General features: G+C 71.7%; 24 protein-coding genes. 11 read left to right on the top strand and 13 right to left on the bottom strand.

What is annotated here, in order from left to right; genetic code table 11:
* Positions 1 to 37: 37 nt before the first annotated feature.
* The gene (locus ACSQ4M_RS26875; protein WP_436192450.1) at positions 38 to 973 is read left to right on the top strand and encodes a hydroxymethylglutaryl-CoA lyase; all 936 of its coding nucleotides are present in this window, start codon (positions 38 to 40) and stop codon (positions 971 to 973) included.
* Between the two features lie 351 nt (positions 974 to 1324).
* On the opposite strand, the gene ACSQ4M_RS26870 is transcribed toward ACSQ4M_RS26875, so the two are convergent.
* The 12 genes from ACSQ4M_RS26870 to ACSQ4M_RS26815 form a co-directional block, all read right to left on the bottom strand.
* A complete protein-coding gene (locus ACSQ4M_RS26870; RefSeq protein ID WP_436192449.1) occupies positions 1325 to 2314 on the bottom strand; it encodes a Bug family tripartite tricarboxylate transporter substrate binding protein in 990 nt (329 codons plus the stop codon).
* A gap of 52 nt (positions 2315 to 2366) precedes the next feature.
* On the bottom strand, positions 2367 to 3197 hold the full coding sequence (locus ACSQ4M_RS26865; RefSeq protein WP_436192448.1) for an SDR family NAD(P)-dependent oxidoreductase: 831 nt from the start codon (positions 3195 to 3197) through the stop codon (positions 2367 to 2369).
* A 25-nt stretch (positions 3198 to 3222) separates the two neighbouring features.
* Positions 3223 to 4410, bottom strand: a complete 1188-nt coding sequence (locus ACSQ4M_RS26860; protein WP_436192447.1) for a lipid-transfer protein — start codon at positions 4408 to 4410, stop codon at positions 3223 to 3225.
* A 36-nt stretch (positions 4411 to 4446) separates the two neighbouring features.
* Complete coding sequence (locus ACSQ4M_RS26855; protein ID WP_436192446.1) at positions 4447 to 5586, bottom strand: acyl-CoA dehydrogenase family protein; 1140 nt, start codon at positions 5584 to 5586, stop codon at positions 4447 to 4449.
* 90 nt (positions 5587 to 5676) lie between these two features.
* Positions 5677 to 6864, bottom strand: a complete 1188-nt coding sequence (locus ACSQ4M_RS26850) for a lipid-transfer protein (protein ID WP_436192445.1) — start codon at positions 6862 to 6864, stop codon at positions 5677 to 5679.
* Positions 6861 to 7700 (bottom strand): enoyl-CoA hydratase/isomerase family protein, encoded by an 840-nt coding sequence (locus ACSQ4M_RS26845; RefSeq protein WP_436192444.1) that lies wholly within the window; start codon positions 7698 to 7700, stop codon positions 6861 to 6863. Before ACSQ4M_RS26845 ends, ACSQ4M_RS26850 begins: the two co-directional genes overlap by 4 nt.
* Before the next feature lie 25 nt (positions 7701 to 7725).
* On the bottom strand, positions 7726 to 8697 hold the full coding sequence (locus tag ACSQ4M_RS26840) for a Bug family tripartite tricarboxylate transporter substrate binding protein (protein WP_436192443.1): 972 nt from the start codon (positions 8695 to 8697) through the stop codon (positions 7726 to 7728).
* The gene (locus ACSQ4M_RS26835; RefSeq protein WP_436192442.1) at positions 8694 to 10262 is read right to left on the bottom strand and encodes an acyl-CoA synthetase; all 1569 of its coding nucleotides are present in this window, start codon (positions 10260 to 10262) and stop codon (positions 8694 to 8696) included. Before ACSQ4M_RS26835 ends, ACSQ4M_RS26840 begins: the two co-directional genes overlap by 4 nt.
* A gap of 46 nt (positions 10263 to 10308) precedes the next feature.
* Positions 10309 to 11247, bottom strand: a complete 939-nt coding sequence (locus ACSQ4M_RS26830; protein WP_436192441.1) for an SDR family oxidoreductase — start codon at positions 11245 to 11247, stop codon at positions 10309 to 10311.
* 29 nt (positions 11248 to 11276) lie between these two features.
* A complete protein-coding gene (locus ACSQ4M_RS26825) occupies positions 11277 to 12236 on the bottom strand; it encodes a tripartite tricarboxylate transporter substrate binding protein (protein WP_436192440.1) in 960 nt (319 codons plus the stop codon).
* Positions 12237 to 12374: 138 nt separating this feature from the next.
* A complete protein-coding gene (locus tag ACSQ4M_RS26820) occupies positions 12375 to 15131 on the bottom strand; it encodes a LuxR C-terminal-related transcriptional regulator (protein WP_436192439.1) in 2757 nt (918 codons plus the stop codon).
* A gap of 83 nt (positions 15132 to 15214) precedes the next feature.
* The gene (locus ACSQ4M_RS26815; protein WP_436192438.1) at positions 15215 to 16318 is read right to left on the bottom strand and encodes a CaiB/BaiF CoA transferase family protein; all 1104 of its coding nucleotides are present in this window, start codon (positions 16316 to 16318) and stop codon (positions 15215 to 15217) included.
* 211 nt (positions 16319 to 16529) lie between these two features.
* On the opposite strand from ACSQ4M_RS26815, the gene ACSQ4M_RS26810 reads away from it, so the two are divergent.
* From ACSQ4M_RS26810 to ACSQ4M_RS26770, 9 genes are all read left to right on the top strand, one after another.
* Entirely contained in the window at positions 16530 to 16970 is a 441-nt protein-coding gene (locus ACSQ4M_RS26810) for a MaoC family dehydratase N-terminal domain-containing protein (RefSeq protein ID WP_436192437.1), read from the top strand.
* A gap of 35 nt (positions 16971 to 17005) precedes the next feature.
* The gene (locus ACSQ4M_RS26805; protein ID WP_436192436.1) at positions 17006 to 17422 is read left to right on the top strand and encodes a MaoC family dehydratase; all 417 of its coding nucleotides are present in this window, start codon (positions 17006 to 17008) and stop codon (positions 17420 to 17422) included.
* A 111-nt stretch (positions 17423 to 17533) separates the two neighbouring features.
* A complete protein-coding gene (locus ACSQ4M_RS26800) occupies positions 17534 to 18757 on the top strand; it encodes a CaiB/BaiF CoA transferase family protein (protein ID WP_436192435.1) in 1224 nt (407 codons plus the stop codon).
* A 12-nt stretch (positions 18758 to 18769) separates the two neighbouring features.
* Entirely contained in the window at positions 18770 to 19936 is a 1167-nt protein-coding gene (locus ACSQ4M_RS26795) for an acyl-CoA dehydrogenase family protein (RefSeq protein WP_436192434.1), read from the top strand.
* Positions 19937 to 19946: 10 nt separating this feature from the next.
* Positions 19947 to 20411, top strand: coding sequence for a MaoC family dehydratase (locus ACSQ4M_RS26790; protein ID WP_436192433.1), 465 nt, complete (start codon positions 19947 to 19949; stop codon positions 20409 to 20411).
* Positions 20412 to 20436: 25 nt separating this feature from the next.
* Positions 20437 to 21429 (top strand): tripartite tricarboxylate transporter substrate binding protein, encoded by a 993-nt coding sequence (locus ACSQ4M_RS26785; RefSeq protein WP_436192432.1) that lies wholly within the window; start codon positions 20437 to 20439, stop codon positions 21427 to 21429.
* Positions 21426 to 22226 (top strand): crotonase/enoyl-CoA hydratase family protein, encoded by an 801-nt coding sequence (locus ACSQ4M_RS26780; protein ID WP_436192431.1) that lies wholly within the window; start codon positions 21426 to 21428, stop codon positions 22224 to 22226. Before ACSQ4M_RS26785 ends, ACSQ4M_RS26780 begins: the two co-directional genes overlap by 4 nt.
* A 31-nt stretch (positions 22227 to 22257) precedes the next feature.
* Positions 22258 to 22533, top strand: coding sequence for a hypothetical protein (locus ACSQ4M_RS26775; protein WP_436192430.1), 276 nt, complete (start codon positions 22258 to 22260; stop codon positions 22531 to 22533).
* Complete coding sequence (locus tag ACSQ4M_RS26770; protein WP_436192429.1) at positions 22464 to 23072, top strand: tripartite tricarboxylate transporter substrate binding protein; 609 nt, start codon at positions 22464 to 22466, stop codon at positions 23070 to 23072. The genes ACSQ4M_RS26775 and ACSQ4M_RS26770 overlap by 70 nt, the downstream gene beginning before the upstream one ends.
* Positions 23073 to 23074: 2 nt before the next feature.
* On the opposite strand, the gene ACSQ4M_RS26765 is transcribed toward ACSQ4M_RS26770, so the two are convergent.
* On the bottom strand, positions 23075 to 23977 hold the full coding sequence (locus tag ACSQ4M_RS26765; RefSeq protein WP_436192428.1) for a LysR family transcriptional regulator: 903 nt from the start codon (positions 23975 to 23977) through the stop codon (positions 23075 to 23077).
* Positions 23978 to 24036: 59 nt separating this feature from the next.
* Between ACSQ4M_RS26765 and ACSQ4M_RS26760 the strand changes: the two genes are divergently transcribed.
* Positions 24037 to 25164, top strand: a complete 1128-nt coding sequence (locus ACSQ4M_RS26760; protein ID WP_436194071.1) for an acyl-CoA dehydrogenase family protein — start codon at positions 24037 to 24039, stop codon at positions 25162 to 25164.
* Positions 25165 to 25173 lie beyond the last annotated feature (9 nt).

The following is a 25173-nucleotide window of genomic DNA, read 5'->3' as shown; positions in this document are numbered from 1 at the left end:
GCCTAAAGTGCGCGCCAGCCCACTCGGAGACCACACCGTGACCCAACCCCGCCGCGCCTTGGTGCGCGAAGTCGGCCTGCGCGACGGCCTGCAAAGCATCCAGGCCGTGCTGCCCACGGCGCGCAAGAAGGAATGGATCCGCGCCGCGCACGCGGCCGGCCAGCGCGAGATCGAGGTCGGCTCCTTCGTGCCGGCGCGGCTGCTGCCGCAGCTGGCCGACACGGCCGAGCTCGTGGCCTACGCGAAGACGCTGCCCGGCCTCGTGGTCTCGGTGCTGGTGCCCAACCTGCGCGGCGCCGAGAGCGCCATCGCCGGGGAGGCCGACGTGATGCTGGTGCCGCTGTCGGCCAGCCACGCGCACAGCCTGGCCAACCTGCGCAAGACGCCCGACGCCGTGGTGGCCGAGGTGGCGAAGATGCGCGCCGCGCGCGATGCCGCGGGCTCCAGGACCCTGATCGAGGGTGGCATCGGCACGGCCTTCGGCTGCACGCTGCAGGGCCAGGTGGCACCGGCCGAGGTGCTGCGCTGCATGCAGGCGCTGCTGGACGCCGGCGCCGACCGCGTCAGCATCGCCGACACCGTGGGCTATGCCAATCCCGGTGCCGTGGCCGCGCTGTTCGGGCAGGCCCGCGCCATCGCGGGCGAGCGCCTGTGCTGCGGCCATTTCCACGACACGCGCGGCCTGGCGCTGGCCAACGTCTACGCCGCGCTGCAGACCGGCGTGGACCGCTTCGACGCCACGCTGGCCGGCATCGGCGGCTGCCCGCACGCGCCCGGCGCCAGCGGCAATGCCGCCAGCGAAGACCTGGCCTTCATGCTGGAGGACATGGGCATCGCCACCGGCATCGACCTGCACAAGCTGCTCGCGCTGCGCCACCAGGTCGCGGCTTGGCTGGAGGGCGAGCTGCTGCACGGCGCGCTGTGGCGCGCCGGCCTGCCCAGGACCTGGGGCGACAGCCGCATCGCCGCCTGAACGGTGGGTGGGCGCTGGCGCGGGTGCTTGGAGCAGGGCGCCCGCCCCAGCGCGGCGAATGCGGCAGCGTCCTCAGAGGGTGTTTCCGAAATCAATAGGCCCACGTGTGGCCCCAGGGCGCGGCCAATCAAGGCGCAAGGCGCCGTGCGGGCTGTCTGCCCGCACCAGCCTTGCAACGCCGAGTGGGCGTGCCCTGGGGCCGCACCCTTCGGGCCGGGGCGCCCTGCGGCCATGGGCTGCGTTGCGCCACTTGTCCGGGCTCCAGCACGGCCTGCGTGTCGCGCCTTGCCCATGGCCGCAGGGCACCCCGGCGTGGGCCTATTCATTTCGGAAACACCCTCTCAGGACGCACTACTCCGGCTGCAGGCCGACGGCAGTGATGTAGTGCTTCCAGCGCGCCTGGTCCTCGACGATGGCCTGGCGAAACCCCTCCAGCGCCGCTGGGTAGGCGGCCGTGCCGCGCTGCTCGAAATGCGCCTTGGCCTGCGGTGAGGCGACGAACTCCAGCGCTAGCGCCGACAGCTGGCGGACGATGGCCGGCGGCGTGGCGGCCGGCGCGAACAGGCCCATCCAGCTCGTCAGCGTGGCCTCGCCCATGCCCAGTTCGGCCAGCGTGGGCACGTCGGCCAGCGCCGGCACGCGCGCCGGGCTGGAGACCGCCAGCGGGCGAAGCTTGCCGGCCTGCATCTGCGGCACGACCTGCGAGATCTCCACCATCGCGTAGTCCAGCGTGCCTGAGATCAGGTCGGGCAAGAGCGTGGTCGTGCCCTTGTACGGAACCTCCACGGCCTGCACCTTGGCCAGGCCGTTGACGGCCGCCACCATCACCTTGTAGCCGGCCGTGCTGATGCCGTAGCTGAGCTTGCCGGGCTGGGCGCGGGCGGCGTCCAGCAGCGACTGCAGGGTCCGGTGCGGCGAGCGCGTGGGCACCGTCACCACGATGGGCACCACCGACATGCGCGCGACCGGCGCCAGGTCCTTGTTCGGGTCGTACGGCAGGTTGCGGTACATATAAGGATTGGCCGTGATCGCGCTGGCCGCCGTCAGCAGCAGCGTGTAGCCGTCGGGCGCCGCCTTGGCCACGTGGTCGGTCGCGATGATGCCGTTGGCGCCGGGCCGGTTCTCGACGAAGAAGGACTGGCCGGTCCGGTCGCTGAAGTACTTGGCCGCCAGCCGCGTGAAGTCGTCCACGCCGGTGCCCGCGCTGCTGATCGAGACGATGCGCACCGGGCGCTCGGGGTAGGCCGGCTGCTGCGCCGCGGCCGGCAGGGCCGCGCCGCACAGGGCGGCCAGCCAGGCCAGGGTGCGGCGGCGCGCCGGGGCAGGGATGTGCGTGCGCATGGTCTTGTCTCCTGTCGTTGTATGAACCGGGCGCTTCGGCCCGGATGGCGGCTCAGAACCCGCCGCGCCCGCCGCCGCAGATCAGCGTCTGGCCGGTCACGTAGTTCGACTCCGGGATGCAGAACAGGTAGACCGAGCCTGCCGCCTCTTCCACCGTGCCGAAGCGGCCCAGGGGGGTGTCGCGCCCGGCTGCGGCGATGCGGTCGGGGTGCACGCCGACCTTGATGTCGCGGCCCTCGACCTGCACCGTCTTGTCCTCGGTGGTGGGCTGGGTCAGCCTGGTGTCGATGGCGCCGAAGGCCACGCAGTTCACGTTGACCTTCATGCGCCCCCATTCCTTGGCCAGCGCCTTGGTCAGCCCCATCACCCCGGCCTTGGCCGCGGCATAGTTGGTCTGGCCCGCGTTGCCCTGCGTGCCCGAGATCGAGGAGATGTTGACGACCTTGCGGAACACCTCGCGGCCGGCCTCGGCCTCGGCCTTGCTGACCTCGCGCAGGTAGGGCTGGGCCGCGCGCAGCAGGTTGAACGGCGCCTTCAGGTGGCAGTCCAGGATGGCGTCCCACTGCTCGTCGCTCATCTTCTGGATCACGTTGTCCCAGGTGTAGCCGGCGTTGTTGACGATGATGTCCAGCTTGCCGAACTTCTCCAGCGCGGTCTTGACGATGCGCTGGCCGAAGTCGGCATCGGTCACGTTGCAGGCGAAGGCCACGGCCTGGCCGCCGGCGGCGCGGATCTCGCCCGCCACCTCCTCGGCCGGTGCGGTGTCCAGGTCGTTGACGACCACGTGGGCGCCCTCGCTGGCCAGTTTGTGCGCGATGGCGCGGCCGATGCCGCGGCCTGCGCCGGTGACGATGGCGACCTGGCCTTCGAGTTTCATGTTCATGCTGCGGTTCTCCTTCGGTGAAAAATCAATGCTTGCCGTACAGCGTGACCACGCAGGCGCCGCCCAGCCCCAGGTTGTGCTGCAGCGCCAGCTGCACGCCCTCGACCTGCCGTTTGTCGGCGCTGCCGCGCAGCTGGTGCGTGAGCTCGTAGCACTGCGCCAGGCCTGTGGCGCCCAGCGGGTGGCCCTTGGACAGCAGGCCGCCCGAGGGGTTGGTGACGGTCTTGCCGCCGTAGGTGTTGTCGCCGTCGTGGACGAACTTCTCCGCCTCGCCGATGCCGCACAGGCCCAGCGCCTCGTAGGTCAGCAACTCGTTCTGCGCGAAGCAGTCGTGCAGCTCGGCCACGCGGATGTCCTGTGGCCCGACGCCGGCCTGCTCGTAGACCTTTTGTGCGGCCGCCTGCGCCATGTAAAAGCCGGCGTAGGCGATCAGCGAAGGCGGCTCGAACGAGCTGGCCGGATCGGTGGTCATGGCCTGCGCCAGGATGCGCACGTCGCTGCGCAGGCCGTGCTTCCTGGCGAAGGCTTCGGTGCAGACGATGGCCGCGGCCGCGCCGCAGGTCGGCGGGCAGGCCATCAGCCGCGTCATCACGCCGGGCCACATGACCTTGTCGTGCATCACATCCTCGGTCGTCACCACGTTGCGGAAGATCGCCAGCGGGTTGTTGGCCGCGTGCCGGCTGGCCTTGGCGCGGATCGCCGCGAAGGTCTCCATGCGCGTGCCGTACTTGCGCATGTGCTCGCGTCCGGCGCCGCCGAAGGTGCGCAGCGCCTGCGGCAGCTCGGGCACGTCGTCGGTCAGGTCGTGCATCACGTGCACGAAGCGGGCGCGCGTGCGCGGCCGGTCGTCCCAGTGCGACTTCAGCGCGCCGGCCTGCATCTGCTCGAAGCCCAGCGCCAGCACGCAGTCGGCCTGCCCGCTCTCGACCGCGGCGCGCGCCAGGTACAGCGCGGTCGAGCCGGTGGAGCAGTTGTTGTTGACGTTGACGATCGGGATGCCGGTCAGCCCCACCTCGTACAGCGCGGTCTGCCCGCAGGTGGAGTCGCCATAGACGTAGCCCACGTAGGCCTGCTGCACCAGGCTGTAGTCCAGGCCCGCGTCCTGCAGCGCGGCGCGCACGGCACCGGCGCCCATGTCGGTGTAGCTGGGGCTGGCGCCCGGCTTGGTGAAGGGGATCATGCCGACGCCGGCGACGACGGTGTTCTTGCTCATGGCTTGCTCCGTTGATTGAAAAGGTGAGGCCAGCGTTCAGAGCTGGCGCGCGATCAGCTCGCGCATGACTTCGTTGGCGCCACCGACCACGCGCGAGACGCGGTAGTCGGTGAAGGCGCGGGCGATCGGGTACTCCAGCATGTAGCCGTAGCCGCCGTGCAGCTGCACCATGTCGTCCAGGCATTTCCACAGCGTCTCGGTGCTGTGCAGCTTGGCGATGGCGGCCTCCTGCACCGTGAGCTTGCGGCGCAGGTGTTCGCCCAGGTAGTAGTCCACCATGGTGCGCACGGCCACCGCATGGGCCTTGGCGTCGGCCAGCTTGAACTTGGTGTTCTGGAAGTCCCACACGGTCTGGCCGAAGGCGCGGCGGTCCTTCACGTACTGCAGCGTGAGGTCCAGCACGCGCTCCAGCGCCACGGCGGCGTACAGCGCGATGATCAGCCGCTCCTGCGGCAGCTCCTGCATCAGGTAGGAGAAGCCCTTGTTCTCCTCGCCGAGCCGGTTGGCCACGGGCACGCGCACCTGGTCGAAGAACAGCTCGGCCGTGTCGGCCGCGGGCTGGCCCACCTTGTGCAGCTTGCGGCCACGCCGAAAGCCCGCGCGGTCGGTCTCCACCATGACCAGGCTCACGCCCTTGGCGCCGGCGGCGGGGTCGGTCTTGCAGACCACCATGACCATGTCGGCGGTCATGCCGTTGCTGATGAAGGTCTTGCTGCCGGTGATGACGTAGTCGTCGCCGTCGCGCACGGCGACCGTGCGCGCGGCCTTCACGTCCGAGCCACCGCCGGGCTCGGTGATGCCCACGGCCAGGATGGTCTCGCCGGCGCAGACCTTGGGCAGCCAGCGGCGCTTTTGCGCCTCGGTGCCCAGGCGCACGATGTAGGGCGCGATGATGTCCGAGTGCAGCGAGAAGCCGGTGCCGGAGACGCCGGCGCGGTGCATCTCCTCGACGATGACCGCGGCATGGCCGAAGTCGCCGCCGCCGCCGCCGTATTCGGTCGGCACGGCCGTGCACAGCAGGCCCTCGCGGCCGGCCTTGAGCCAGGTCTCGCGGTCGACGCGGCCGGCCTCGTCCCACATGGCTTGGCGGGGTGCGCATTCGCGCTCGAAGAAGCGCTGCGCGCTGGGGCGCAGCATCTCGTGGTCTTCGCGGAAGACCGTTCGCGTCACATGCACTGGGTGTCCTTTCTGGTGATGTCCGGGCCTTGACCCAAGCCTTCATGATGGCCAGCGCAGGTGCGGCTGGCACTAGCCGGATGGGCGGGTTCAGGCCCGGCCGTACAGAGTGACCACGCAGGCGCCGCCCAGGCCCAGGTTGTGCTGCAGCGCCAGTTGCGCGCCGTCCACCTGGCGCCTGTCTGCCGTGCCGCGCAGCTGCTGCGTGAGCTCATAGCACTGCGCCAGGCCCGTGGCGCCCAGCGGATGGCCCTTGCACAGCAGCCCGCCCGAAGGGTTGGTGACGACCCGGCCGCCGTAGCTGTTGTCGCCGTCCAGCACGAACTGCTCGGCACCGCCCTCGGGGCACAGGCCCAGCGCTTCGTAGCTCAGCAGCTCGTTGTGGGCGAAGCAGTCGTGCAGCTCGACCACGGGGATGTCGCGCGGGTCCACGCCGGCCTGCTCGTAGACCGCGCGCGATGCGCGCTGCGCCATGTGGGCGCCGACGAAGCCCTGCATGGTGGGCGGCTCGAACGATTCCACCGGGTCGGTGACCATGGCCTGCGCCAGGATCGCCACGTCGGTGCGCAGCCCGTGCCGCCGCGCGAACGCGGGCGAGCAGACCACGGCGGCGGCTGCGCCGCAGGTCGGCGGGCAGGCCATCATGCGGGTCATCACGCCCTCCCACATGACCTGGTCCTGCAGCACGTCCTCGGTCGTCACGATCTTTCTGAACAGTGCCAGCGGATTGTTGGCCGCATGGCGGCTGGCCTTGGCGCGGATCGCGGCGAAGGTCGACAGCTGCGTGCCGTACCGGCGCATGTGCTCGCGCCCGGCGCCGCCGAAGGTGACGAGGTTGCGCGGGATCTCGCCCGCGTCGCCGCACAGCCGGTCCTGGATCGGCAACACGTCGCCGCGCGGGATCGGCCGGTCCGGAAAGTTCGAGCGCGTGGCGCCGGGCTGCATCTGCTCGAAGCCCAGCGCCAGCGCGCAGTCGACCTGGCCGCTCTGCACCGCGGCGCGCGCCAGGTACAGCGCGCTGGAGCCGGTGGCGCAGGCGTTGTTGACGTTGAACACCGGGATGGCCGTGCGGCCCACGCGGTACAGCACGCCCTGGCCGCAGCTGGTATCGCCGTAGACGTAGCCGGCAAAGGCCATCTGCAGTTGCTCGTAGCCGATGCCGGCATCGGCCAGCGCCATGCGCACGGCGTCGACCCCCATCTCCAGGTAGCTCGGGCCGGCGCCGGGCTTGGTGAAGGGCACCATGCCGACCCCGGCGATCAGGACGTTCTCGCTCATGTCGCCTCTCCTTTGCTCAGTTGATCCCAGTCGTAGCGGAAGGCGCCGTCGCGCGCGAAGTCCGCCACGGCCTGGGCGTGGTAGGGGGTCTGCATGGCCACGGCCTGGGCGTTGGCCTCGGCAGCGAACATGGCGGCGCAGTCGGTCTCGTAGCTGCGGTTGACCAGGTTCTTGGTCATGCTGGTGGCCTCGCGCGGGCCCAGGCACAAACGTTTGGCGAAGGCGCGGGCCGCGGGCAGCAGCGCCTCGGGCGCGTGCACGGCGTGCACCAGGCCCCAGGCCTGCGCCTCCTGCGCGCCCAGGCGGCGTGCGGTCAGCATCAGTTCCTTGGCGCGCGGCAGGCCCACGGCCCGCGGCAGCGTGTGCAGCAGGCCGAAGTCGGGCACCGCGCCCAGCCGCGCGAACGAGGCACAGAACGCCGCGCGCGTGGAGGCGAGCACGAAGTCGGCCTGCATCGCCAGGCCGAAACCGGCGCCGTAGGCGGGCCCGTCGACCGCGGCGATCACCGGCACCTCCAGCTCGCGCAGGCGGGTCAGCCACTGGTGGGCGCGGCGCAGCCGGCCGCGCATGTAGTCCGCCGTGCCCAGGCTGGGGTCGGCCAGCCGCGCATGCATGAACTTGACGTCGCCGCCGGCCGAGAAGCTGCCGCCCGAGCCGGTGATCAGCAGCACGCGGATCGAGTGGTCGCGCTCGATGCGGTCGATGAGCTCGGCGTAGTCCTGCTGCAGGTCGCTGGACAGCGCGTTGCGCGTGTCGGGCCGCTGGTGGCTGAGTTCGGCCACGCCGGCGTCGATGCGCAGCTGCGAGGCGCGCAGGGTTTCAGGATCGGTGTCCATACGGGCTTCCTTGCGGAGAGAGGAATCAGTCGAGCCGCACACCGGCGGCCTGCACCAGGCGCGCGATGACACGGCCCTGGGCGTCGAGAGACTCGCGCATCTGCGCCGCGCTGCTGCCCACGGGGACCAGGCCGTAGGCCTGGAAGCGCGCCTTCAGCGCGGTCGATTGCACGGCGGCGCGGACCTCCTGCTCCAGCCGCGCCAGGATGGGGGCCGGCGTGCCGGCCGGCGCCACCATCACGAGGCCGCCGATGATCCTGACCTCCGGCTCGTGGTAGCCGAGCTCGGCGATGGTCGGCACCTCGGGCAGGTCGGGCAGGCGCTGGTCGCCGAGCACGGCCAGCGCGCGCAGCCGGCCGTTCTGGATGTGCGGCAGCATGCTGCCCACCGTGGCCAGTGTCCACTGCACCTGGCCGCCGATCAGGTCCTGCAGCAGCGGCGTCTCGCCCTTGTACGGCACGTGCACCATGTCCAGCGCGTGCTTGCGTGCCAGGTAGGCGCTGACCAGGTGGCCGGACGATCCCGTGCCGTACGAGCCGTAGCTGAGCCTGCCCTGCTGCTGGCCGGCCCAGGCCAGGAACTCCGGCAGCGTGCGGGCCGGAACGTCCTTGTGCACGGCCAGCACCAGGCTGGCATCGCACAGGTGCGTGAGCAGGGCCAGGTCGCGCCGCACGTCGTAGCTGAGTTTGGCGACGGTGTAGGGCGCGTAGTAGATCGGCGTGGACACGGTCACCAGCACGGTGTAGCCGTCGGCCGGTGCGCGCGCCACCTGCTGCACGGCCAGCATGCCGGAGGCGCCAGGCCGGTTGTCCACCACCATCGGCTGTCCCAGGGACTTGCCAATGACATCGGCCAGGGCCCGCGCGATCACGTCGGTGGTGCCGCCCGCTGGCGCGGCCGCGAGGATGGTGATCGGTCGGGTCGGCCAGGCCTGGCCCGCGGCCAGTGTGGAAAACGCCAGCGCAGCGATGCCGGCGATGCGTCGCAGCGGCTTCATGTGCGGGCCTCCTCGGCTGGCCTGGCATAGCGCTCGCGCAGCGCGCGCTTGTAGAGCTTGCCGGTGGGCAGGCGCGGCATCACGTCGATGAAGTCGAGCGAGCGCGGCACCATGTAGCGCGCCACCTTGCCGCGCAGGAAGCCGATCAGTTCCTCGGCCAGCGCCGGCGTCGGCGCCACGCCGGGCGCCGGTTCGATCACCGCCTTCACGGACTCGCCCATCTCGGCGTCGGGCACGCCGATCACCGCGGCGTCCTGCACGCTGGGGTGCAGGGCCAGCGCATCCTCGATGGCCTGCGGGTAGATGTTGACCCCGCCGGAGATGATCATGAAGAAGCGCCGGTCGGTCAGGTACAGGTAGCCGTCGGCGTCCAGGTGGCCGATGTCGCCGATGGCCGTCCACGTCGGATGGTGCGGATGCTGGGCCGCGCGCGTCTTCTCGGGGTCGTTGTGGTAGTGGAACGGCAGCGTCTCGCGCTCAAAATAGATCAGCCCGTCCTGGCCGGCCGGCAGCACGTGGCCGTCGTCGTCGCAGATGCGCAGCACGCCGGTCTTGGCCCGGCCCACCGAGCCGGGGCGGGCCAGCGCCTCGTGGCTGTCCAGCACGGTCAGGCCATTGCCCTCGCTGCCGCCGTAGTACTCCTGCACGATGGGGCCCCACCATTCGATCATGCGGCGCTTGACCTCGGGCGGGCAGGGCGCGGCGGCGTGGATGGCCACGCGGTGGCTGGACAGGTCGAAGCCCGCACGTTCCGCGTCCGCCAGCTTGAGCAGCCGGATGAACATGGTCGGCACCCATTGGCTGTGGGTGATGCGGTAGCGCTCAATCAGCGCCAGCGCCTGCACTGCGTCGAACTTGCGCATGAAGACCACGGTGCCGCCGTAGAACTGCAGGTTGGTGCCGTAGGACAGCGGAGCGGCGTGGTACAGCGGTGCGGTGGACAGGTAGACCGCATCGGCGTCGAAGCCGTAGTGCTGCATCATCGCCAGCCGCGGGTCGAGCGCGTTGTCGTCCGTGAAGCGTGTGCGCGGGATCGCCCGCACGATGCCCTTGGGCCGGCCCGTGGTGCCCGAGCTGTACAGCAGCGTGCCGCCGACCCATTCCTCGGCCAGCCGCGCGCTGGGCATGTCGGCCACGGCCTCTTCGTAGGGCTCCCAGCCGGCGATGGTGCCGTCCACCATCAGCCGCCGCTCGCACAGCGGCATCGCGTCGGTCAGCTCGGCTGCGACCTCGGCCATCGCGAAGGAGGAGACCACGGCGCGCGCACCGCTGTCCTGCACGATGTAGGCCACCTCGCCCGCGGTCAGGAAGCGGTTGACTGCGGTCAGCAGCAGCCCCGAGCGGAACGCGGCCCAGGCCACCTCGAAGTAGCGCAGGTGGTTCTCCATCAGCACGGCGATGCGGTCGCCGCGGCGCAGCCCCTGCGCGTGCAGCAGCTGGGCCAGGCGGTTGGAGCGCTCGTCCAGTTCGCGGTAGCTCAGCCGCTCGCCGGTGGCGGCGTCGATCACGGCTGGCTTGTCCGGCGTGAGGGCGGCAAAGTCCCCGAGGTAGTTGGGTGTCTTCATGCGTTGGGTCTCCTGCCGCGGATCGGCGTCCGCTGGCTTGGTGGGTTCATGCCGTGGTGCGATGCAACTGGCCGCCCAGGTCGGCGTTCGGCGCGGCGCGCGCCACCAGGTCGGGCAGCACCGCACCGAGTTCGGCGGCGGTCCAGCGGCTGTCCTTCTGCACGTGGGGCCCGGCGCGCCAGCCTTCGGCCACCGTGATGCGCCCGCCCTTGGCGCCGAACACGCGGCCGGTGACGGCGCCCGACTGCACGCTGCCCAGCCAGACCACCAGTGGCGCCACGTTGGCCGCGTCCAGCGGGTCGAAGCCGGCGGCGCCGGCGGGGGCCTTGGGGTTCAGCTGGCCGCTCTTGAACAGGCTCTCGGTCAGCCGGCTCATCGCGGTGGGGTAGACCGCGTTGACGGTCGCGCCGTAGCGTTCGAGCTCGCGCGCGGCGACGATGGACAGGTTGGCGATGCCGGCCTTGGCCGCGCCGTAGTTGGTCTGGCCGACGATGCCGTACAGGCCCGAGGACGAGCTCGTGTTGACCACGCGCGCCTGGCGCGTGCGGCCGGCCTTGGCCTCGTCACGCCAGTAGGCCGCGGCGTGGCGCAGCGGGCAGAAGCTGCCGCGCAGGTGCACGCGGATGACGGCGTCCCATTCCTCGATGTCCATGTTGACCAGCGTGCGGTCGCGCAGGATGCCGGCGTTGTTGACCAGCACGTCCAGGCCGCCGAAGCAGTCGATGGCGGTGTGCACCAGGCGGCGCGCGCCTTCGAAGTCGGACACATCGTCGGTATTCGCCACGGCCTGGCCGCCCAGGGCCTGGATTTCGGCCACGACCTCCTGCGCCGGGCCGCTGGCCCTGCCGCTGCCGTCGGGCTGCGCGCCCAGGTCGTTGACGACCACCTTGGCGCCCTGGCGCGCGAACGCCAGCGCGTATTCGCGGCCCAGTCCACGGCCGGCTCCGGTGATGGCGACGATGCGGTCTTTGCACAGTGCAGTCATGCTGTCTTCCTTGTGGGTGTGAATGGGGGTCAGCGCTGCGCCGCCAGGCTGGGGGCGAACGCGCGGTAGCGCTGGGTGTCGGCGTCGATCTGGGCGCGAAAGGCGCGGCTGTCCTGGCCCATCACCTCCATGTTGGCGGCGCGCTGGGCGGTCTCGGCGAACTCGGGCTGGGCCAGCACCTGCAGCAGCGTGGCCTCGAGCCGCTGCGCCACGGGCGCCGGCGTGCCACTGCGGATCGCGAAGCCGACCCAGATCGTGAGTTCGTAGTCGGGCAGGCCGCTTTCGCGCAGCGTGGGCACTTCGGGCAGCGCGGTGTGGCGCTCGCGGTTCGCCACGGCCAGCGCGCGCAGCTTGCCGCTGCGGATCAGCGGCAGCGCACCGCCCAGGTCGGTCAGCGCGGCGTCGATCTGGCCGCCGATGGCGTCGGTCAGCATCTGCGCGCCGGTCTTGTACGGCACCTCGTTGAAGCGCACGCCGGCCTGCTGCTGCAGCGCCAGTCCGCCGAGCCGGTAGGTGGTGCCGTAGTTGGCCAGGCTCACGCTGCCCGGCGCGCGGCGGGCCGCATCCAGCAGCGCGGTGGCCGTCGCGTACTTCGACCCGGCGCCGGTGACCAGTGCCACGCTGGCGCGCGCGGCATTCACCAGCGGCAGCAGCTCGCGCACGTCGTAGGCCGGCGGGTTGTCGACGAGCGGGTTGATGACCATGGAGCCGGGCGAGACCAGCAGCAGGCTGTAGCCGTCGGCCGGCGCGGACAGCAGCGCCTGCGCGGCCACGCTCTGGCCGGCGCCGGGCCGGTTCTCGACGAAGCTGGGCTGGCCCAGCAGCTTGGCCGTGCGCTCGGCGACGAAGCGCGTGATCGTGTCGCCGCTGCTGCCGGGGCCGACCGGCGAGATGAAGCGCAGCGGCCTGGACGGGAAGCCCTCGGCCCAGGCGGGTGGGAGCGCGGCCAGGCAGGCGAGCAGCAGGCAGCGCAGCACGGAACGAATCATGGTGGTGTCTCCATCGGGCGCCCAGGCGGCGTCGGCGTTGTGGTGGTCCGGCGTGCGGCGCTGGGCCTGCGCACCGGATGGCTTCGATGATGGAGAACGGCGCGCGTGCGGGCGCTACCCGGGGTGGCTAGTTCGGCCTCAGGAGGGCCTGGGGAATTCCCGGGTCTCGAGGTCGCGCATGCGGGCCACGGCCTCGTCGCGCTCGGCGACACCGAGCTTGCCGTAGATCTTGCGCAGATGCCACTTGACGGTGTGCGGCGTGACGCCCAGCACGCGCGCGATCTTCTTGTTCGGCATGGCCTGGGCCACCAGCGCCAGCACCTCGCGTTCGCGTTCGCTGATGCTGTCCAGCGCGCTGCCGTCGCCGGCTGCGGGCCGGGCCGGCTGGGCACGCTGCTGCGTCTGCTGCGCCGCGGCCAGCAGGCGCTGCGCGTAGAAGCCCAGCACCGGGTCGAGCGCGCCTGCGTCGAGCGCGGTCTGCAGCACCTGCGGCACATCGGGCGACAGGTCCAGCAGGCAGCGCATGAGGCCCAGGCGGTGGCCCAGGCGCAGCGCCTGCAGCAGGTGCTGGCGCGCGGCGTCGGCGTGGCCCAGGCCGCGCTCGGCCAGCGCGATCTGCAGCTGCAGGCTGGCGGCGCGGCGGCCGCGGCCGGTGGCCTCGGCGTGCGCGGCGGCTGGCCGCAGCAGGTCCAGCGCGGCACCGAAGTCGTTCCAGTGCAGGCACATCTCGACGCGGGCGCGCAGCACGTTGCCGCGGATCTCGCCGGCCGCGCCGCGCCCGCCGCCCACATGGCGCTCGCCGAGCGCGACGAGGCGGTCCAGCAGCTCCTGGGCCTGCGGTGTCTCGCCCTGGCGCAGATGCCAGCGCAGGCGCAGCAGCAGCGCATGCGAGAGCACGCGGTCCAGGTGCTGGCGGCTGCCGTAGTCCTCCAGCCGCTCCAGCGTGGCCAGGCCTTCCAGCCGGCGGCCGCCCAGCCAGTGCGCATGGGCCAGCACGACCAGCGCGCGGACCACGGCGTCGGGGATGGAGGTGCGCTCCAGCAGTTCGATGCGCGGCTCGATCAGCCGCGCTGCGGCCTCCAGCTCGTTGGACTCGTACAGCGTGTCGCTGAGCAGGCCGGCCGCCACGCAGGCCACGCCCACGTCGACCAAGGGGTCGCTCTCGGCTTCCTGCAGCGCTTCGCGCAGCCGGTGCTCGGCCTCGGTCATGCGGCCTTCGAGTGCGTAGCTCATCCCTTCCAGGCAGCGCCCGACCAGCAGCCGGCCCAGGCCGACGCCGCGTGCGGCGCTGTCGGCCAACACGGCGCGTGCGCGTTCGAACTCGCCGCGGTTCATGTGCATCCAGGCCAGCACATGGCCGCGGCCGGCCAGCGCGTAGGCATCGGCGTCGTCGGGGATGGCCTCCAGCGCGGCCTGGATCGCCAGCACCGCGTTGGTGTCGTCGCGCTGCAGTGCCAGGCCGCCGCGCAGCAGGGTCAGGCGGTATTGCTGGCGCGCGTCCATCGCTGCGGGGTCGGCCTCCATCTCGCGCAGGCTCTGCTCCAGCGCGTCGAGGTTGCGCGCGTACAGCTGCAGGTTGGCCAGCAGCAGACGCAGGCCGATGCGCTGGCGCACCTGCTCGGCCGGCAGCCGGTGCACCAGGCCGGCCAGCTGGCTCAGCGCGCCGCGTGCCAGCAGACTGGGCGCAATGCTTTCCACGAGGTCGGCCGCGGCCTGGGCGTCGCCGGCCTGCACCGCATGCCGCACGGCTTCGTCGATGTGGCCGTGGGCGTCGAACCAGCGCCAGGCCGTGCCGTGCAGCGCGCGCCGCTCGGGCTCGGGCAGCGCGGCCAGGTGCGTCAGCAGCACCTCGCGCAGCAAGGGGTGCACGCGGTACCAGCTCTCGCGGTCGTGGCTGCGCACCTGGCTGATGAACAGGCTTTCGCTGTCCAGGTGGCTCAGGCGCGCGGCCATGTGCGCCACCGCATGGGGCTGGCCCGTCAGCGCGGCGCACAGCGAGGCGCAGAAGCGGTTGCAGCCGGCCGCGCGCGTGAGCAGGGCCAGGTCGTCGGGCGCCAGGTGGCCCAGCACCTCGCGCTCGAAGTAGGTGGCGAAGGCCTGTGGATCGCGCACCTGCACGCGCGCGAAGCCGGCGCCCTGCTTGGCCTTGAGGTCGACCGCGAACAGCTGCAGGCCGGCGACCCAGCCGTCGGTCAGCTCGTGCAGCAGCTGGGCGTCGCGCTGGGCGATGTTGCCCAGCTGTTCGCGCAGGAAGCGTTCGGACTCCTCGGCCGAGAAGCGCAGGTCGCGCAGGTCGAACTCCTGCAGCGCGCCCTGGGCGCGTAGCCGGGCCAGCGACAGCGGCAGCGCGCTGCGCGAGCCCAGCACCAGGTGCAGCTGCGCCGGCGCGTAGTCCAGCAGCCATTGCAGGGCCTGGAAGATGCGCGGGTCCTCCAGGTGCTGCAGGTCATCGACCATCAGCACCAGCTCGCGCGGGCGGGCGGCGATGCTTTGCACCAGCGTGATGACCCAGTGCTCGACGGCCGACTCCTCGCTGTCGCGGCCCAGCAGCCGGGCGGTCTCGCCGACCAGCGCCGGATCGACCTCGGCCAGGCTGGCCAGCAGGCAGTCGAAGAAGCGCGTGAGCTCGTCGTCCTCGGCCGCCAACGACAGCCAGGCGACGTCGAAGTCCAGCGACAGCAGGGCCTGGCGCCAGGCCACCAACGTGCTGGTCTTGCCGCTGCCGGCCGGGCCCTGCACCACCACGCAGCGCTTGCGGCGCGCCTCCAGCATGCGCGCCAGCAGCGCGTCGCGTGCCATCAGGCGGCGGCCGCGCGGCGGCTGCAGCTTGGTGCTGGCGATGGGCTCGAGCACGCGCGCTGGCGCGGAGGGGCTGGACGGGTAGGGACTGCGCATGGCGGGTGGAGCAGGCAGCGGGGCCGGGCCGCCGTCGGGCCTGGCCAGGCGCGCGATGGTACTGCCCGGGGCCGGCAGCGCGTTCAAGCCCCGCGCCAGGCGGCCAGTACCGCGGCGATGTCGCGTGTCGGCTCGGCCTGGGGCGGGCGCGGCGTCTGCGGCACGCTGCGGCTGAAGCGCGGCGCCGGCGCCGGCTGCACCACGCCGTCGATCTCGACGAAGCTGCCGCGCGCCTGCAGCTGCGGATGCCGCGGCGCCTCGTCGAACGACAGCACCGGCGCGAAGCACACGTCCGTGCCCTCCAGCAGTTCGCACCACTGGGCGCGCGTGCGGGTCTTGAAGCGCTGGGCGATCAGCACCTTGGCCTGCGGCCAGGCGCCCTGGTCGTGCTGCGCGCCGAGGGCCTGCGGGTCCAGGTCGATCAGGGTCAGCAACTGCCGGTAGAAGCGCGCCTCGATCGGGCCGACCGAGATCCAGCCGCCGTCCTGGCATTCGTAGACCTCGTAGAACGGCGCGCCGGAGTCCAGGATGTTGCTGCCGCGCGCGGGGTTCCACATGCCGGCGGCGTGCAGGCCGTAGAACACGGTGGCCATGGAGGTGGTGCCGTCCACGATGGCCGCATCGACCACCTGGCCCTGGCCCGAGCTGCGCGCCTCCAGCAGCGCCGCGAGCATGCCCATCACGAGGTACAGCGCGCCGCCGCTGAAGTCGCCGGTCAGCGCCAGCGGGATCGTGGGCGGCTGGCCGGCGCGGCCGATGGCATGCAGCACGCCGGTCAGCGCGATGTAGTTGAGGTCGTGGCCGGCCGCGTGCGCCAGCGGCCCGGTCTGGCCCCAGCCGGTGATGCGGCCGTAGACCAGGCGCGGGTTGCGCGCCAGGCAGGGGTCCGGCCCCAGGCCCAGCCGCTCGGTCACGCCGGGGCGAAAGCCCTCGATGAGCCCGTCGGCGCTGTCGATGAACTGCAGCACCTGCTGCACGGCCTCGGGCTGCTTCAGGTCCAGCGCGATGCACTCGCGGTTGCGCATGAGCAGGTTGAACTTCTGCGGGCGCCGCACGCCCAGGTCGGCCGGCTCGGTGCGTTCGATGCGCAGCACCGTGGCGCCCAGGTCGGCCAGCAGCATGGCGGCCATGGGCCCGGGGCCGATGCCGGCCAGTTCGACGATCTTGATGCCTGCGAGCGGTCCCATGCGTGTCTCCGTGTGTCTTCTGGTTCAGGGGCTGGATCTTTCAGCAGGCCGGGCGGTGCCGGCAAATACCGATTGGATGTCGGCCGATACCGCAGGTGTATCGCCATGGTGACGCTCGCGGGTTTTCCCTCCCCTCGCCATCGCGGGTGGGGGCCGGGCGGGCCGCCGGCACCCATGCTCGCCGTGCCCCTTTTCCCCTTTGGAGCTTTTCATGATCGACCGCAACATCATCGGCATGGTCTTTCCCCCGCTGCGCGTGACCGCAGAGGCGGGACAGCTGCGCTTTTTCGCCAAGGCCATCGGCGAGACGGACCCCGTCTACTTCGACGATGCCGCGGCGCGCGACGCCGGCCACCCCGGCCTGCCGGTGCCGCCCACCTTCCTGTTCTCGATGGAGCTGATGCAGCCGCCCAGCGACTGGCGCGAGAAGGCCGGCATCGAACTGCCGCGCGTGCTGCACGGCGAGCAGTCCTTCACCTACCACCAGGTCGCCCATGCCGGCGACACGCTGCTGTTCGAGGGCCGCGTGACCGACGTGTACGACAAGAAGAACGGCGCGCTGGAGTTCGTGGTGATGCACACGCGCATCACCAACCAGCGCAACGAGCACGTCGCCGACGTGCGCAAGGTGCTGGTGCACCGCAGCGCTTGAACGTCCACCCTCTCACCCCGCAACGGAGCCTTGCCATGACCCTTCCCGCCTTCGACGACCTGCAGGTCGGCGACACCCTGCCGCCGCTGGCACTGCCGGCCATCAACCGCACCACGCTGGCGCTGTTCGCCGGTGCGTCGAACGACCACAACCCCATGCACATCGACATCGACTACGCACGCCGCGGCGGCATGCCCGATGTGTTCGCGCACGGCATGCTGTCCATGGCCTACCTGGGCCGCCTGCTCACGCAGTGGGTGGACCAGCGCCGCATCCGCCAGTTCAACGCGCGCTTCACCGGCATCACGCACCTGGGCGATGAGATCACCTGCACCGGCAAGGTGGTGCAGAAGTTCGAGGCCGATGGCGAGCGCCGCGTGAAGGTGGAGATCCAGACCGCGAACCAGGCCGGCGAAACCCGCATCCTGGGCGACGCCACCGTGGCACTCTGACGCCATCCGGCCGGCTCGATATTCGCAAAGTATCGGCCGAGCCACAAACGGTATTTGCCACAGATCGCGCCGGGGCCGACGATGCCGCCCGAGCATCTTCGCCGCCCCCCAATGACCACGCCACCATCCTCCACCGCCGGCCCGTTGGCCGGCATCCGCATCCTGGACCTGACCTCGGTGCTCATGGGCCCCTTCGCCACCGTGCTGCTGGGCGACATGGGGGCCGATGTCATCAAGGTCGAAGCGCCGGCCGGCGACAGCACGCGCCACCTGGGGCCGATGCGCAACCTCGGCATGGGCGCGTTGTTCCTGCACTGCAACCGCAACAAGCGCAGCATCGTGCTGGACTTGAAGCACCCAGAGGGCCGCGCCGCGCTGCTGCGCCTGGCCGCCACCGCCGACGTGCTGGTCTACAACGTGCGGCCGCAGGCCATGCAGCGGCTGCAGCTGGGCTATGCCGACGTGGCGGCGGTCAAGCCCGACATCGTCTACGCCGGCCTGCACGGCTTCGGCCAGCAGGGCCCGTACGCGGCGCGGCCGGCCTACGACGACCTGATCCAGGGCGCCACCGGCATCCCGGCGCTGTCGGTGCTGGCCGGCGGCGAGGTGCCGCGCTACGCGCCCGGCGCGCTGGCCGACCGCATCGTCGGCATCGCCGCCGTCAACGCCATCCTCGCGGCGCTGTTCCACCGCCAGCGCACCGGCGAGGGCCAGGCGGTGGAGATCCCGATGTTCGAGACCATGGCGCAGCTCACGCTGGGCGACCACCTCTGCGGCCAGACCTTCGAGCCGCCGCTGGGCCCCACCGGCTACCCGCGCATCCTGAACCCGGACCGCCGGCCCTACCGCACGCTGGACGGCTACATCTGCACGATGTTCTACACCGACCGCCAGTGGCAGTCCTTCTTCGCGCTGATCGGCCAGCCCGAGCTGTTCCGGGACGACCCGCGCTTCGCCACCATCGGCCGGCGCACCGAGAACATCCGCTTGCTGTACGCGATGGTGGCGCAGGCCATGGCCACCCGCACCACGGCGCAGTGGCTCGAGGTGCTGGCCGAGGCCGACATCCCGCACATGCCGATGCACACGGTCGACACGCTGCTGGACGACCCGCACCTGCAGGCGGTGGACTTCCTCACGCCGCAGGAGCACCCGAGCGAGGGCGCGATCCGCGCCATGCGCGTGCCGGCGCGCTGGTCGAAGACGCAGCCCGCGCAACGCCACTTCGCGCCGCAGCTGGGCCAGCACAGCGAGGAACTGCTGCGCGAGGCCGGCTACGGCCCGGCCGAGCTGGCGGCGCTGCGCGCCAGCGGCGCGCTGGACCCGAACCCCTGAACACAGCACACCATGGACTCGACACTCTCACCCGCTTACCGCGAGATCCGCGAAGCGATCCTGCAGATCTGCGCCGGCTTCGACGCCGACTACTGGCTGCGCAAGGACCGCGAAGGCGGCTTTCCCACCGACTTCCACCAGGCGCTGGCCCAGGCCGGCTGGCTGGGCATCTGCATCCCGCAGGCCTACGGCGGCTCGGGCCTGGGCATCACCGAGGCGACCGTGATGATGCAGGCCATCGCCGAATCGGGCGCGGGCATGAGCGGCGCCTCGGCCGTGCACATGAACATCTTCGGCCTGAACCCGGTGGTGATGTTCGGCAGCGAGGCGCAGAAGCAGCGCATGCTGCCGCCGCTGATCGCGGGCCGCGAGCGCACCTGCTTCGCGGTGACCGAGCCCAACACCGGGCTCAACACCACGCAGCTCAAGACGCGCGCGGTGCGCAGCGGCGACGGCTATGTGGTGCACGGCACCAAGACCTTCATCTCCACCGCGGGCAGCGCCGAGAAGATGCTGCTGCTGGCGCGCACCACGCCGCTGGAGCAGGTGCGGCACAAGACCGAGGGCCTGTCGCTGTTCTACACCGACTTCGACCGCAGCCGCATCGCAGTGCACGAGATCGACAAGATGGGCCGCAAGGCGGTGGACACCAACCAGGTCTTCATCGACGGCCTGCGCATTCCCGAGGCCGACCGCATCGGCGAGGAGGGCAAGGGCTTCCACTACATCCTGCACGGCATGAACGCCGAGCGCATCCTGGTGGCCGGCGAGGCCGTGGGCCTGGGCCGGGCCGCGCTGGCGCGTGCTGCCGCCTATGCCAGGGAGCGCATCGTGTTCGACCGCCCGATCGGCCAGAACCAGGGCGTGCAGCATCCGCTGGCCGAGAGCTGGATGGAGCTGGAGGCCGCCAGCCTGATGGCCTTCCACGCGGCGGCCAAATTCGACCGTGGCGAGAACTGCGGCGCCGAGGCCAACGCCGCCAAGTACCTGGCGGCCGAGGCCGGCTTCAAGGCCTGCACTGCCGCCGTCATGACGCACGGCGGCTACGGCTACGCCAAGGAATACCACGTGGAGCGCTACCTGCGCGAGGCGCTGATCCCGCGCATCGCGCCGGTCAGCCCGCAGATGGTGCTGTGCTTCATCGCCGAGAAGGTGCTGGGCCTGCCCAAGTCGTATTGAGGAGACACCCATGGCCCTGTTGCCCATTGCGTTGGACATCCACTGGGACGAGTTGCCCGTGGGCACGCGCTTTCGCACACGCAAGCGCACCGTGACCGAGACCGACCTGGTCAGCTTCGTCAACCTGACCTGGCTGACCGAGGAACTGTTCGGCAATGCCGACCCCGCCGACCGCGCCGCCATGGGCATCGCCGGCCGCGTGGTGCCGGGCGGGCTGGTCTACACCTATGCCGAAGGGCTGGTGGCACCGTCGTTCCAGGCCGCGGGCCTGGCCTTCCTGCACACCGAGCTCGACATGCAGGGGCCCACGTTCATCGGCGACACGCTGCATTTGGACTGCGAGGTCATCGAACAGCGTGCCACGTCCAAACCCGACCGCGGCCTGGTCCGCACCCGCAACACGGTGACGAACCAGCACGGCACGCCGGTGCTGGTCTACACGCCGCTGCGCCTGATGCGCCGGCGCGCCGCCTAACGACACGAACACAAGGAGATCACGCATGCTTCACCCAGACCGACGCCACCTGCTCGCCACCTTGGGCGCGCTGACCACCGCCGCACTGGCGCCATGGGCCGCACACGCCCAGGCCGCCTGGCCGGCCAAGCCGATCCGGCTGGTGCTGCCCTACGCGGCCGGCGGCCCCACCGACGTGGTGGCGCGCGCGATGGCGGCCCGCCTCGGCGAGGTGCTGGGCCAGCAGTTCATCGTCGAGAACCGGCTCGGCGCCGGCGGCAACATCGCCAGCGAGTTCGTCGCCAAGGCGCCGGCCGACGGCTACACCGCGCTCTACCACTCCTCGGGCATCGCGGTCACGCCCGCGCTGTACAAGAAGATGGGCTACGACCCGGCCAAGGACTTCGCACCGGTCGCGCTGCCGGCGTCCATCCCCGCCATCTTCGTCGCCGGGCCGGCGCTGCCGGCCGAGGTCACCACGATGGCGCAGCTGGTGCAGTACCTCAAGGCGCATCCGGGCCAGGCCAGCTATGGTTCGGGCGGCATCGGCAACATCACGCACCTGGGCGTGGAACTGCTGCTGCAGGGCACCGGCACGACGGCCGTGCACGTGCCGTACAAGGGCACGGCGCCGGCCATGACCGACCTGATCGGCGGGCGCATCCACTTCATGCTGGACGCGCTGAGCAGCGCGCTGCCCTTCGTGCGCGACCAGCGCGTGCGTGCGCTGGCCGTCACCAGCACCGAGCGCGCCGCCGTGCTGCCGCAGGTGCCGACGGTGGCCGAGACCGTGCTCAAGGGCTTCAGCGCCACCACCTGGCATGGCGTGCTGCTGCCCGCGGCCACGCCCGCGCCGGTGGTGCAGCGGCTCAGCGAGGCGATCAACCAGGTCGTGGCCGACCCGGCACTGCGCCAGCAGTTCGCCGCGCAGGGCGTGGTGCTGCATGCCTCCACGCCGGCGCAGTTCGACGCGCTGCTGCGCACCGAGATCACGCGCTGGACCACGGCCGCGCGCAATGCCGGCGTGCAACCCGAATGACGCCCTTCCTGACCGAGCGGCGCGAAGGCCGCGTGGCGGTGCTGACCATGGACCGGCCGCAGACGCAGAACGCCGTCTCCGATCCCGATGCGATCGAGGCGCTGCTGGCCGCCTGCGCGCGCATCGCCGCCGACCGCACCGTGCATGCCGTGGTGCTGACCGGCAGCGGCAGCGCGTTCTCTTCCGGCGGCAACGTCAAGGCGCTGCGCGACCAGGTCGGCAGCGGCCTGGGCATGCCGGTGCTCTCGCGCGACGCCTACCGCGACGGCATCCAGCGCATGGTGCTGGCCTGGTACGCGCTGGAGGTGCCGACGATCGCGGCCGTCAACGGCCACGCCATCGGCGCCGGCATGGACCTGGCCTGCCTGTGCGACATCCGCATCGCCAGCGCGCAGGCCCGCTTCGCCTGCAGCTTCGTGCGGCTCGGCCTGATCCCGGGCGACGGCGGCGCCTGGCTGCTGCCGCGGCTGGTGGGGCGCTCGCGCGCGGCCGAACTGGCCTTCACGGGCCGCGCCATCGACGCGCAGCAGGCCCGTGCGGACGGCCTGGTGTCGCAGGTCGTCGCGCCCGAGCAGCTGATGCCGACCGCGCTGGCGCTGGCGCAGGAGATCGCGGCCCAGCCCGGCCATGCGCTGCGCCTGGGCAAGCGGCTGCTGCGCGAGGGCGAGCAGGTGCGGCTGGACACGCTGCTGGAACTCTCGGCTGCGTTCCAGGCGCTGGCCCACCACACGCCCGAGCACGAGGAACGGCTGGCCGCCTTCAGCAGCGGGCGCAGCAAGGCCGTGCCGCGGCCCTGAACCCCTTTCCCATTCGAACCAGGAGACCAACATGCACCAGCCCCCCATCCGCCGCCGCGCGCTGCTTGCCATGGCCGGCCTGGCCGGCGCCAGCGCGCTGCCGGCACTGGCCGGCCCGGCCGACGGCTGGCCGAACAAGCCGGTCAAGGTCATCGTCTCGCTGCCGCCCGGCAGCGGGGCCGACACCATCGCGCGCTTCCTCGCGCCGCGCCTGCAGCAACGTTCACGCCGCTGGCGGTGGCGGCCCGCTTTCCGATGGTGTTCGTGGTGCCGGCCGCCTCGCCGCTGCGCAGCATGGCCGACCTGACGGCGCATCTGCGCGCAGGCGGCGGCAAGGTGCCGTTCGGCAGCGGCACCGCCACCTACCGGCTGGCGATCGAGCAATACCACCTGCAGGCCGGCGTTGCCGGCACGCACGTGCCGTACAAGGGCACCTCGGCCGCCGTGATGGGCCTGGCGGCGGGAGACGTGGCCTACTCGCTGGCGGAGATCAGCGCCGTCGCGCCGCTGATCAAGGGCGGCCGGCTGCGCGCGCTGGCCGTCACGAGCCGGCAGCGCCTGCGCGACCTGCCCGAGGTGCCGACCATGGCCGAGGCCGGCATCCCCGGCCACGAGGTGCATGCCTGGGTCGGCGGCTTCTTTCCGGCGCGCACCGACCCGGCCATCGTCGCCAAGGTGGCCAAGGCCGTGCTGGACGTGGTGCGCAGCGCCGAGGGCACGGCCTACATCGAGAGCCTGGGCGGCATCCCCGCGCCGATGGGTCCGAAGGAGCTCGACGCCTTCCAGGAGAGCGAAGTCGCGCAGCTGCGCGCCGTGGCCGCGCGCGTCGGCATGGAGCAGGAGTGATTTCAGTGCGCGGCACTGTCCAGCATGGCCCTGGCGGTCTCGACGAAGCGCTGCGTCGGCCCGGTCGCCACGGCCGGGTGGTGCGCCAGCGCGATGCCGATGTCCAGCAGCGCCGGCAGGTCGTCGATGGGCAAGAGGCGCACGCTGGTCAGCGCGTAGCGCGCCGTGACCGAGGGCACCAGCGCCACGCCGATGCCGCTCTCCACCAGGCCCACGGCGGTCGGCACCTGCACCATCTCCTGCACCACCTTGGGCGCGATGCCGGCGTGGCGGAACGCCATCTGCACCAGCGCATGCATCGCCGGCACCAGCAGGCGCGAGTACTGGATCCAGGGCAGGTCGCCGAGTTCGGCCATGGCCACACTGGCGCGCTGCGCCAGCGGGTGGTCGGGGTGCACGGCCAGCACGAAGCGGTCGCGCTCCAGCTCCAGCAGCTCGGCGGCGCAGGGCTCGAACACGGGCGTGCGCAGCAGCGCCACGTCGACCGTGTGCTCGGCCAGCGCGTCGATCAAGGCGCGCGTGGTGGACTCGCGCAGCACCAGTTCCACGCGTGGAAAGCGTGCCTGGAACAGCGGGATCAGCCGCGGCAGCAGCGAGAAGCTGGAGGTGCCGGCAAAGCCCAGCGTGAGCCGGCCCTGCTCGCCGGTGGCGCACTCGGTGGCCGCGCGGCGCAGCTCCTCGGCGCCTTGCAGCGTGTGCCGCGCATGCGCGAGCGCGATGCCGCCGGCCACCGTGAGCTTCAGGCCGCGCGGGTCGCGGTCGAACAGCACGATGCCGAGCTCTTCCTCGAGCTTGCGCATGGCCGTGGACAACGGGGGCTGCGCCATGTGCAGGCGCTCGGCGGCGCGGTGAAAGTTGAGTGTTTCGGCGAGGACGACGAATTGCCGCAGTTGGCGCAGTTCCATGGCCGGGAATTCTAGAGAGAGGAGCAAGCGTGCAAGACATCACCGCTGCGTTCACACCCGTGCGCATTCCAGCCGAGGACGAGGCCCTGCGGGCCCCCGTGCGGCGCTTCCTGGCCGAGGCGCTGCAGGGCATGCCGCCGGCCTTGCGCGCGCGCTCCTGGATGGGTTTTGACGCCGGCTTCAGCCGCGCCCTGGCGCAGCAGGGCTGGCTGTGCCTGACGCTGCCCGCGCGCTACGGCGGCGGTGGGCGCAGCGCCTTTGCGCGCTTCGTGCTGTCGGAGGAACTGCTGGCCGCCGGCGCGCCGGTCTCGGCGCACTGGATCGCCGACCGCCAGACCGCACCGCTGATCCTGCGCTACGGCAGCGAGGCCCAGCGCGAGCGCTTCCTGCCCGCCATCGCGCGCGGCGAGCTGTTCGTGGCCATCGGCATGAGCGAGCCCGACACCGGCTCGGACCTGGCCGGCGTGCGCACGCGCGCGCTGCGCACGGACACCGGCTGGGTGCTGCGCGGGCGCAAGATCTGGACCACCAACGCCCACCGCTCGCAGCTGATGTGCGCGCTGGTGCGCACCTCGGGCACGCCCGAGGACCGGCACAAGGGGTTGTCGCAGGTGCTGGTGGACCTCTCGCTGCCCGGCATCACGGTGCGGCCGCTGCTGGACATCACAGGGGACCGGCACTTCTGCGAGGTTCTGTTCGACGACGTGGCCCTGCCGGCCGATGCGCTGGTCGGCGCCGAAGGCGCGGGCTGGGAGCAGGTCACGGCCGAGCTGGCCTTCGAGCGCAGCGGCCCCGAGCGGCTGCTGTCGTCCATGGTGCTGGTCGACACCTGGCTGGCCCACCTGCGCACGCAGCCGGCCGTGGACGGCGCCGCACTGGCGGTGCTGGGCCGCATGGCGTCGCGCACGGCGGTGCTGCGGGCGATGTCGCTGTCCATCGCGGCGCAGCTGCAGCGCGGCGAACAGCCGGCGCTGGCGGCCGCGTTCGTGAAGGATCTGGGCACGGAGTTCGAGCAGGCCGTGCCGGGCTGGGTGGCGCAGGCGCTGGACCACGACAGCGCCACGGCGCCGCCGGCGCTGCTGCAGACGCTGGCCTACCTGACACAGATCGAGCCCAGCTTCTCGCTGCGGGGCGGTACACGCCAGATCCTGCGCGGCATCATCGCGCGCGGCCTGGGAATGCGATGAGCAGGAGAA

This window comes from Pseudorhodoferax sp. LjRoot39 (assembly GCF_964253035.1).
Classification (GTDB): Bacteria; Pseudomonadota; Gammaproteobacteria; order Burkholderiales; family Burkholderiaceae_C; genus Pseudorhodoferax.
The sequence above is the reverse complement of the archived record's forward strand: the minus strand, read 5'-3'. Positions and strand labels throughout refer to the sequence as shown.

Coding starts and splice junctions, on each gene's coding strand:
- ACSQ4M_RS26870 (WP_436192449.1), bottom strand. CDS start 2,314: ATGCGCACGCACATCCCTGCCCCGGCGCGCCGCCGCACCCTGGCCTGG.
- ACSQ4M_RS26865 (WP_436192448.1), bottom strand. CDS start 3,197: ATGAACATGAAACTCGAAGGCCAGGTCGCCATCGTCACCGGCGCAGGC.
- ACSQ4M_RS26860 (WP_436192447.1), bottom strand. CDS start 4,410: ATGAGCAAGAACACCGTCGTCGCCGGCGTCGGCATGATCCCCTTCACC.
- ACSQ4M_RS26850 (WP_436192445.1), bottom strand. CDS start 6,864: ATGAGCGAGAACGTCCTGATCGCCGGGGTCGGCATGGTGCCCTTCACC.
- ACSQ4M_RS26845 (WP_436192444.1), bottom strand. CDS start 7,700: ATGGACACCGATCCTGAAACCCTGCGCGCCTCGCAGCTGCGCATCGAC.
- ACSQ4M_RS26840 (WP_436192443.1), bottom strand. CDS start 8,697: ATGAAGCCGCTGCGACGCATCGCCGGCATCGCTGCGCTGGCGTTTTCC.
- ACSQ4M_RS26835 (WP_436192442.1), bottom strand. CDS start 10,262: ATGAAGACACCCAACTACCTCGGGGACTTTGCCGCCCTCACGCCGGAC.
- ACSQ4M_RS26830 (WP_436192441.1), bottom strand. CDS start 11,247: ATGACTGCACTGTGCAAAGACCGCATCGTCGCCATCACCGGAGCCGGC.
- ACSQ4M_RS26825 (WP_436192440.1), bottom strand. CDS start 12,236: ATGATTCGTTCCGTGCTGCGCTGCCTGCTGCTCGCCTGCCTGGCCGCG.
- ACSQ4M_RS26820 (WP_436192439.1), bottom strand. CDS start 15,131: ATGCGCAGTCCCTACCCGTCCAGCCCCTCCGCGCCAGCGCGCGTGCTC.
- ACSQ4M_RS26815 (WP_436192438.1), bottom strand. CDS start 16,318: ATGGGACCGCTCGCAGGCATCAAGATCGTCGAACTGGCCGGCATCGGC.
- ACSQ4M_RS26810 (WP_436192437.1), top strand. CDS start 16,530: ATGATCGACCGCAACATCATCGGCATGGTCTTTCCCCCGCTGCGCGTG.
- ACSQ4M_RS26805 (WP_436192436.1), top strand. CDS start 17,006: ATGACCCTTCCCGCCTTCGACGACCTGCAGGTCGGCGACACCCTGCCG.
- ACSQ4M_RS26800 (WP_436192435.1), top strand. CDS start 17,534: ATGACCACGCCACCATCCTCCACCGCCGGCCCGTTGGCCGGCATCCGC.
- ACSQ4M_RS26795 (WP_436192434.1), top strand. CDS start 18,770: ATGGACTCGACACTCTCACCCGCTTACCGCGAGATCCGCGAAGCGATC.
- ACSQ4M_RS26790 (WP_436192433.1), top strand. CDS start 19,947: ATGGCCCTGTTGCCCATTGCGTTGGACATCCACTGGGACGAGTTGCCC.
- ACSQ4M_RS26785 (WP_436192432.1), top strand. CDS start 20,437: ATGCTTCACCCAGACCGACGCCACCTGCTCGCCACCTTGGGCGCGCTG.
- ACSQ4M_RS26780 (WP_436192431.1), top strand. CDS start 21,426: ATGACGCCCTTCCTGACCGAGCGGCGCGAAGGCCGCGTGGCGGTGCTG.
- ACSQ4M_RS26775 (WP_436192430.1), top strand. CDS start 22,258: ATGCACCAGCCCCCCATCCGCCGCCGCGCGCTGCTTGCCATGGCCGGC.
- ACSQ4M_RS26765 (WP_436192428.1), bottom strand. CDS start 23,977: ATGGAACTGCGCCAACTGCGGCAATTCGTCGTCCTCGCCGAAACACTC.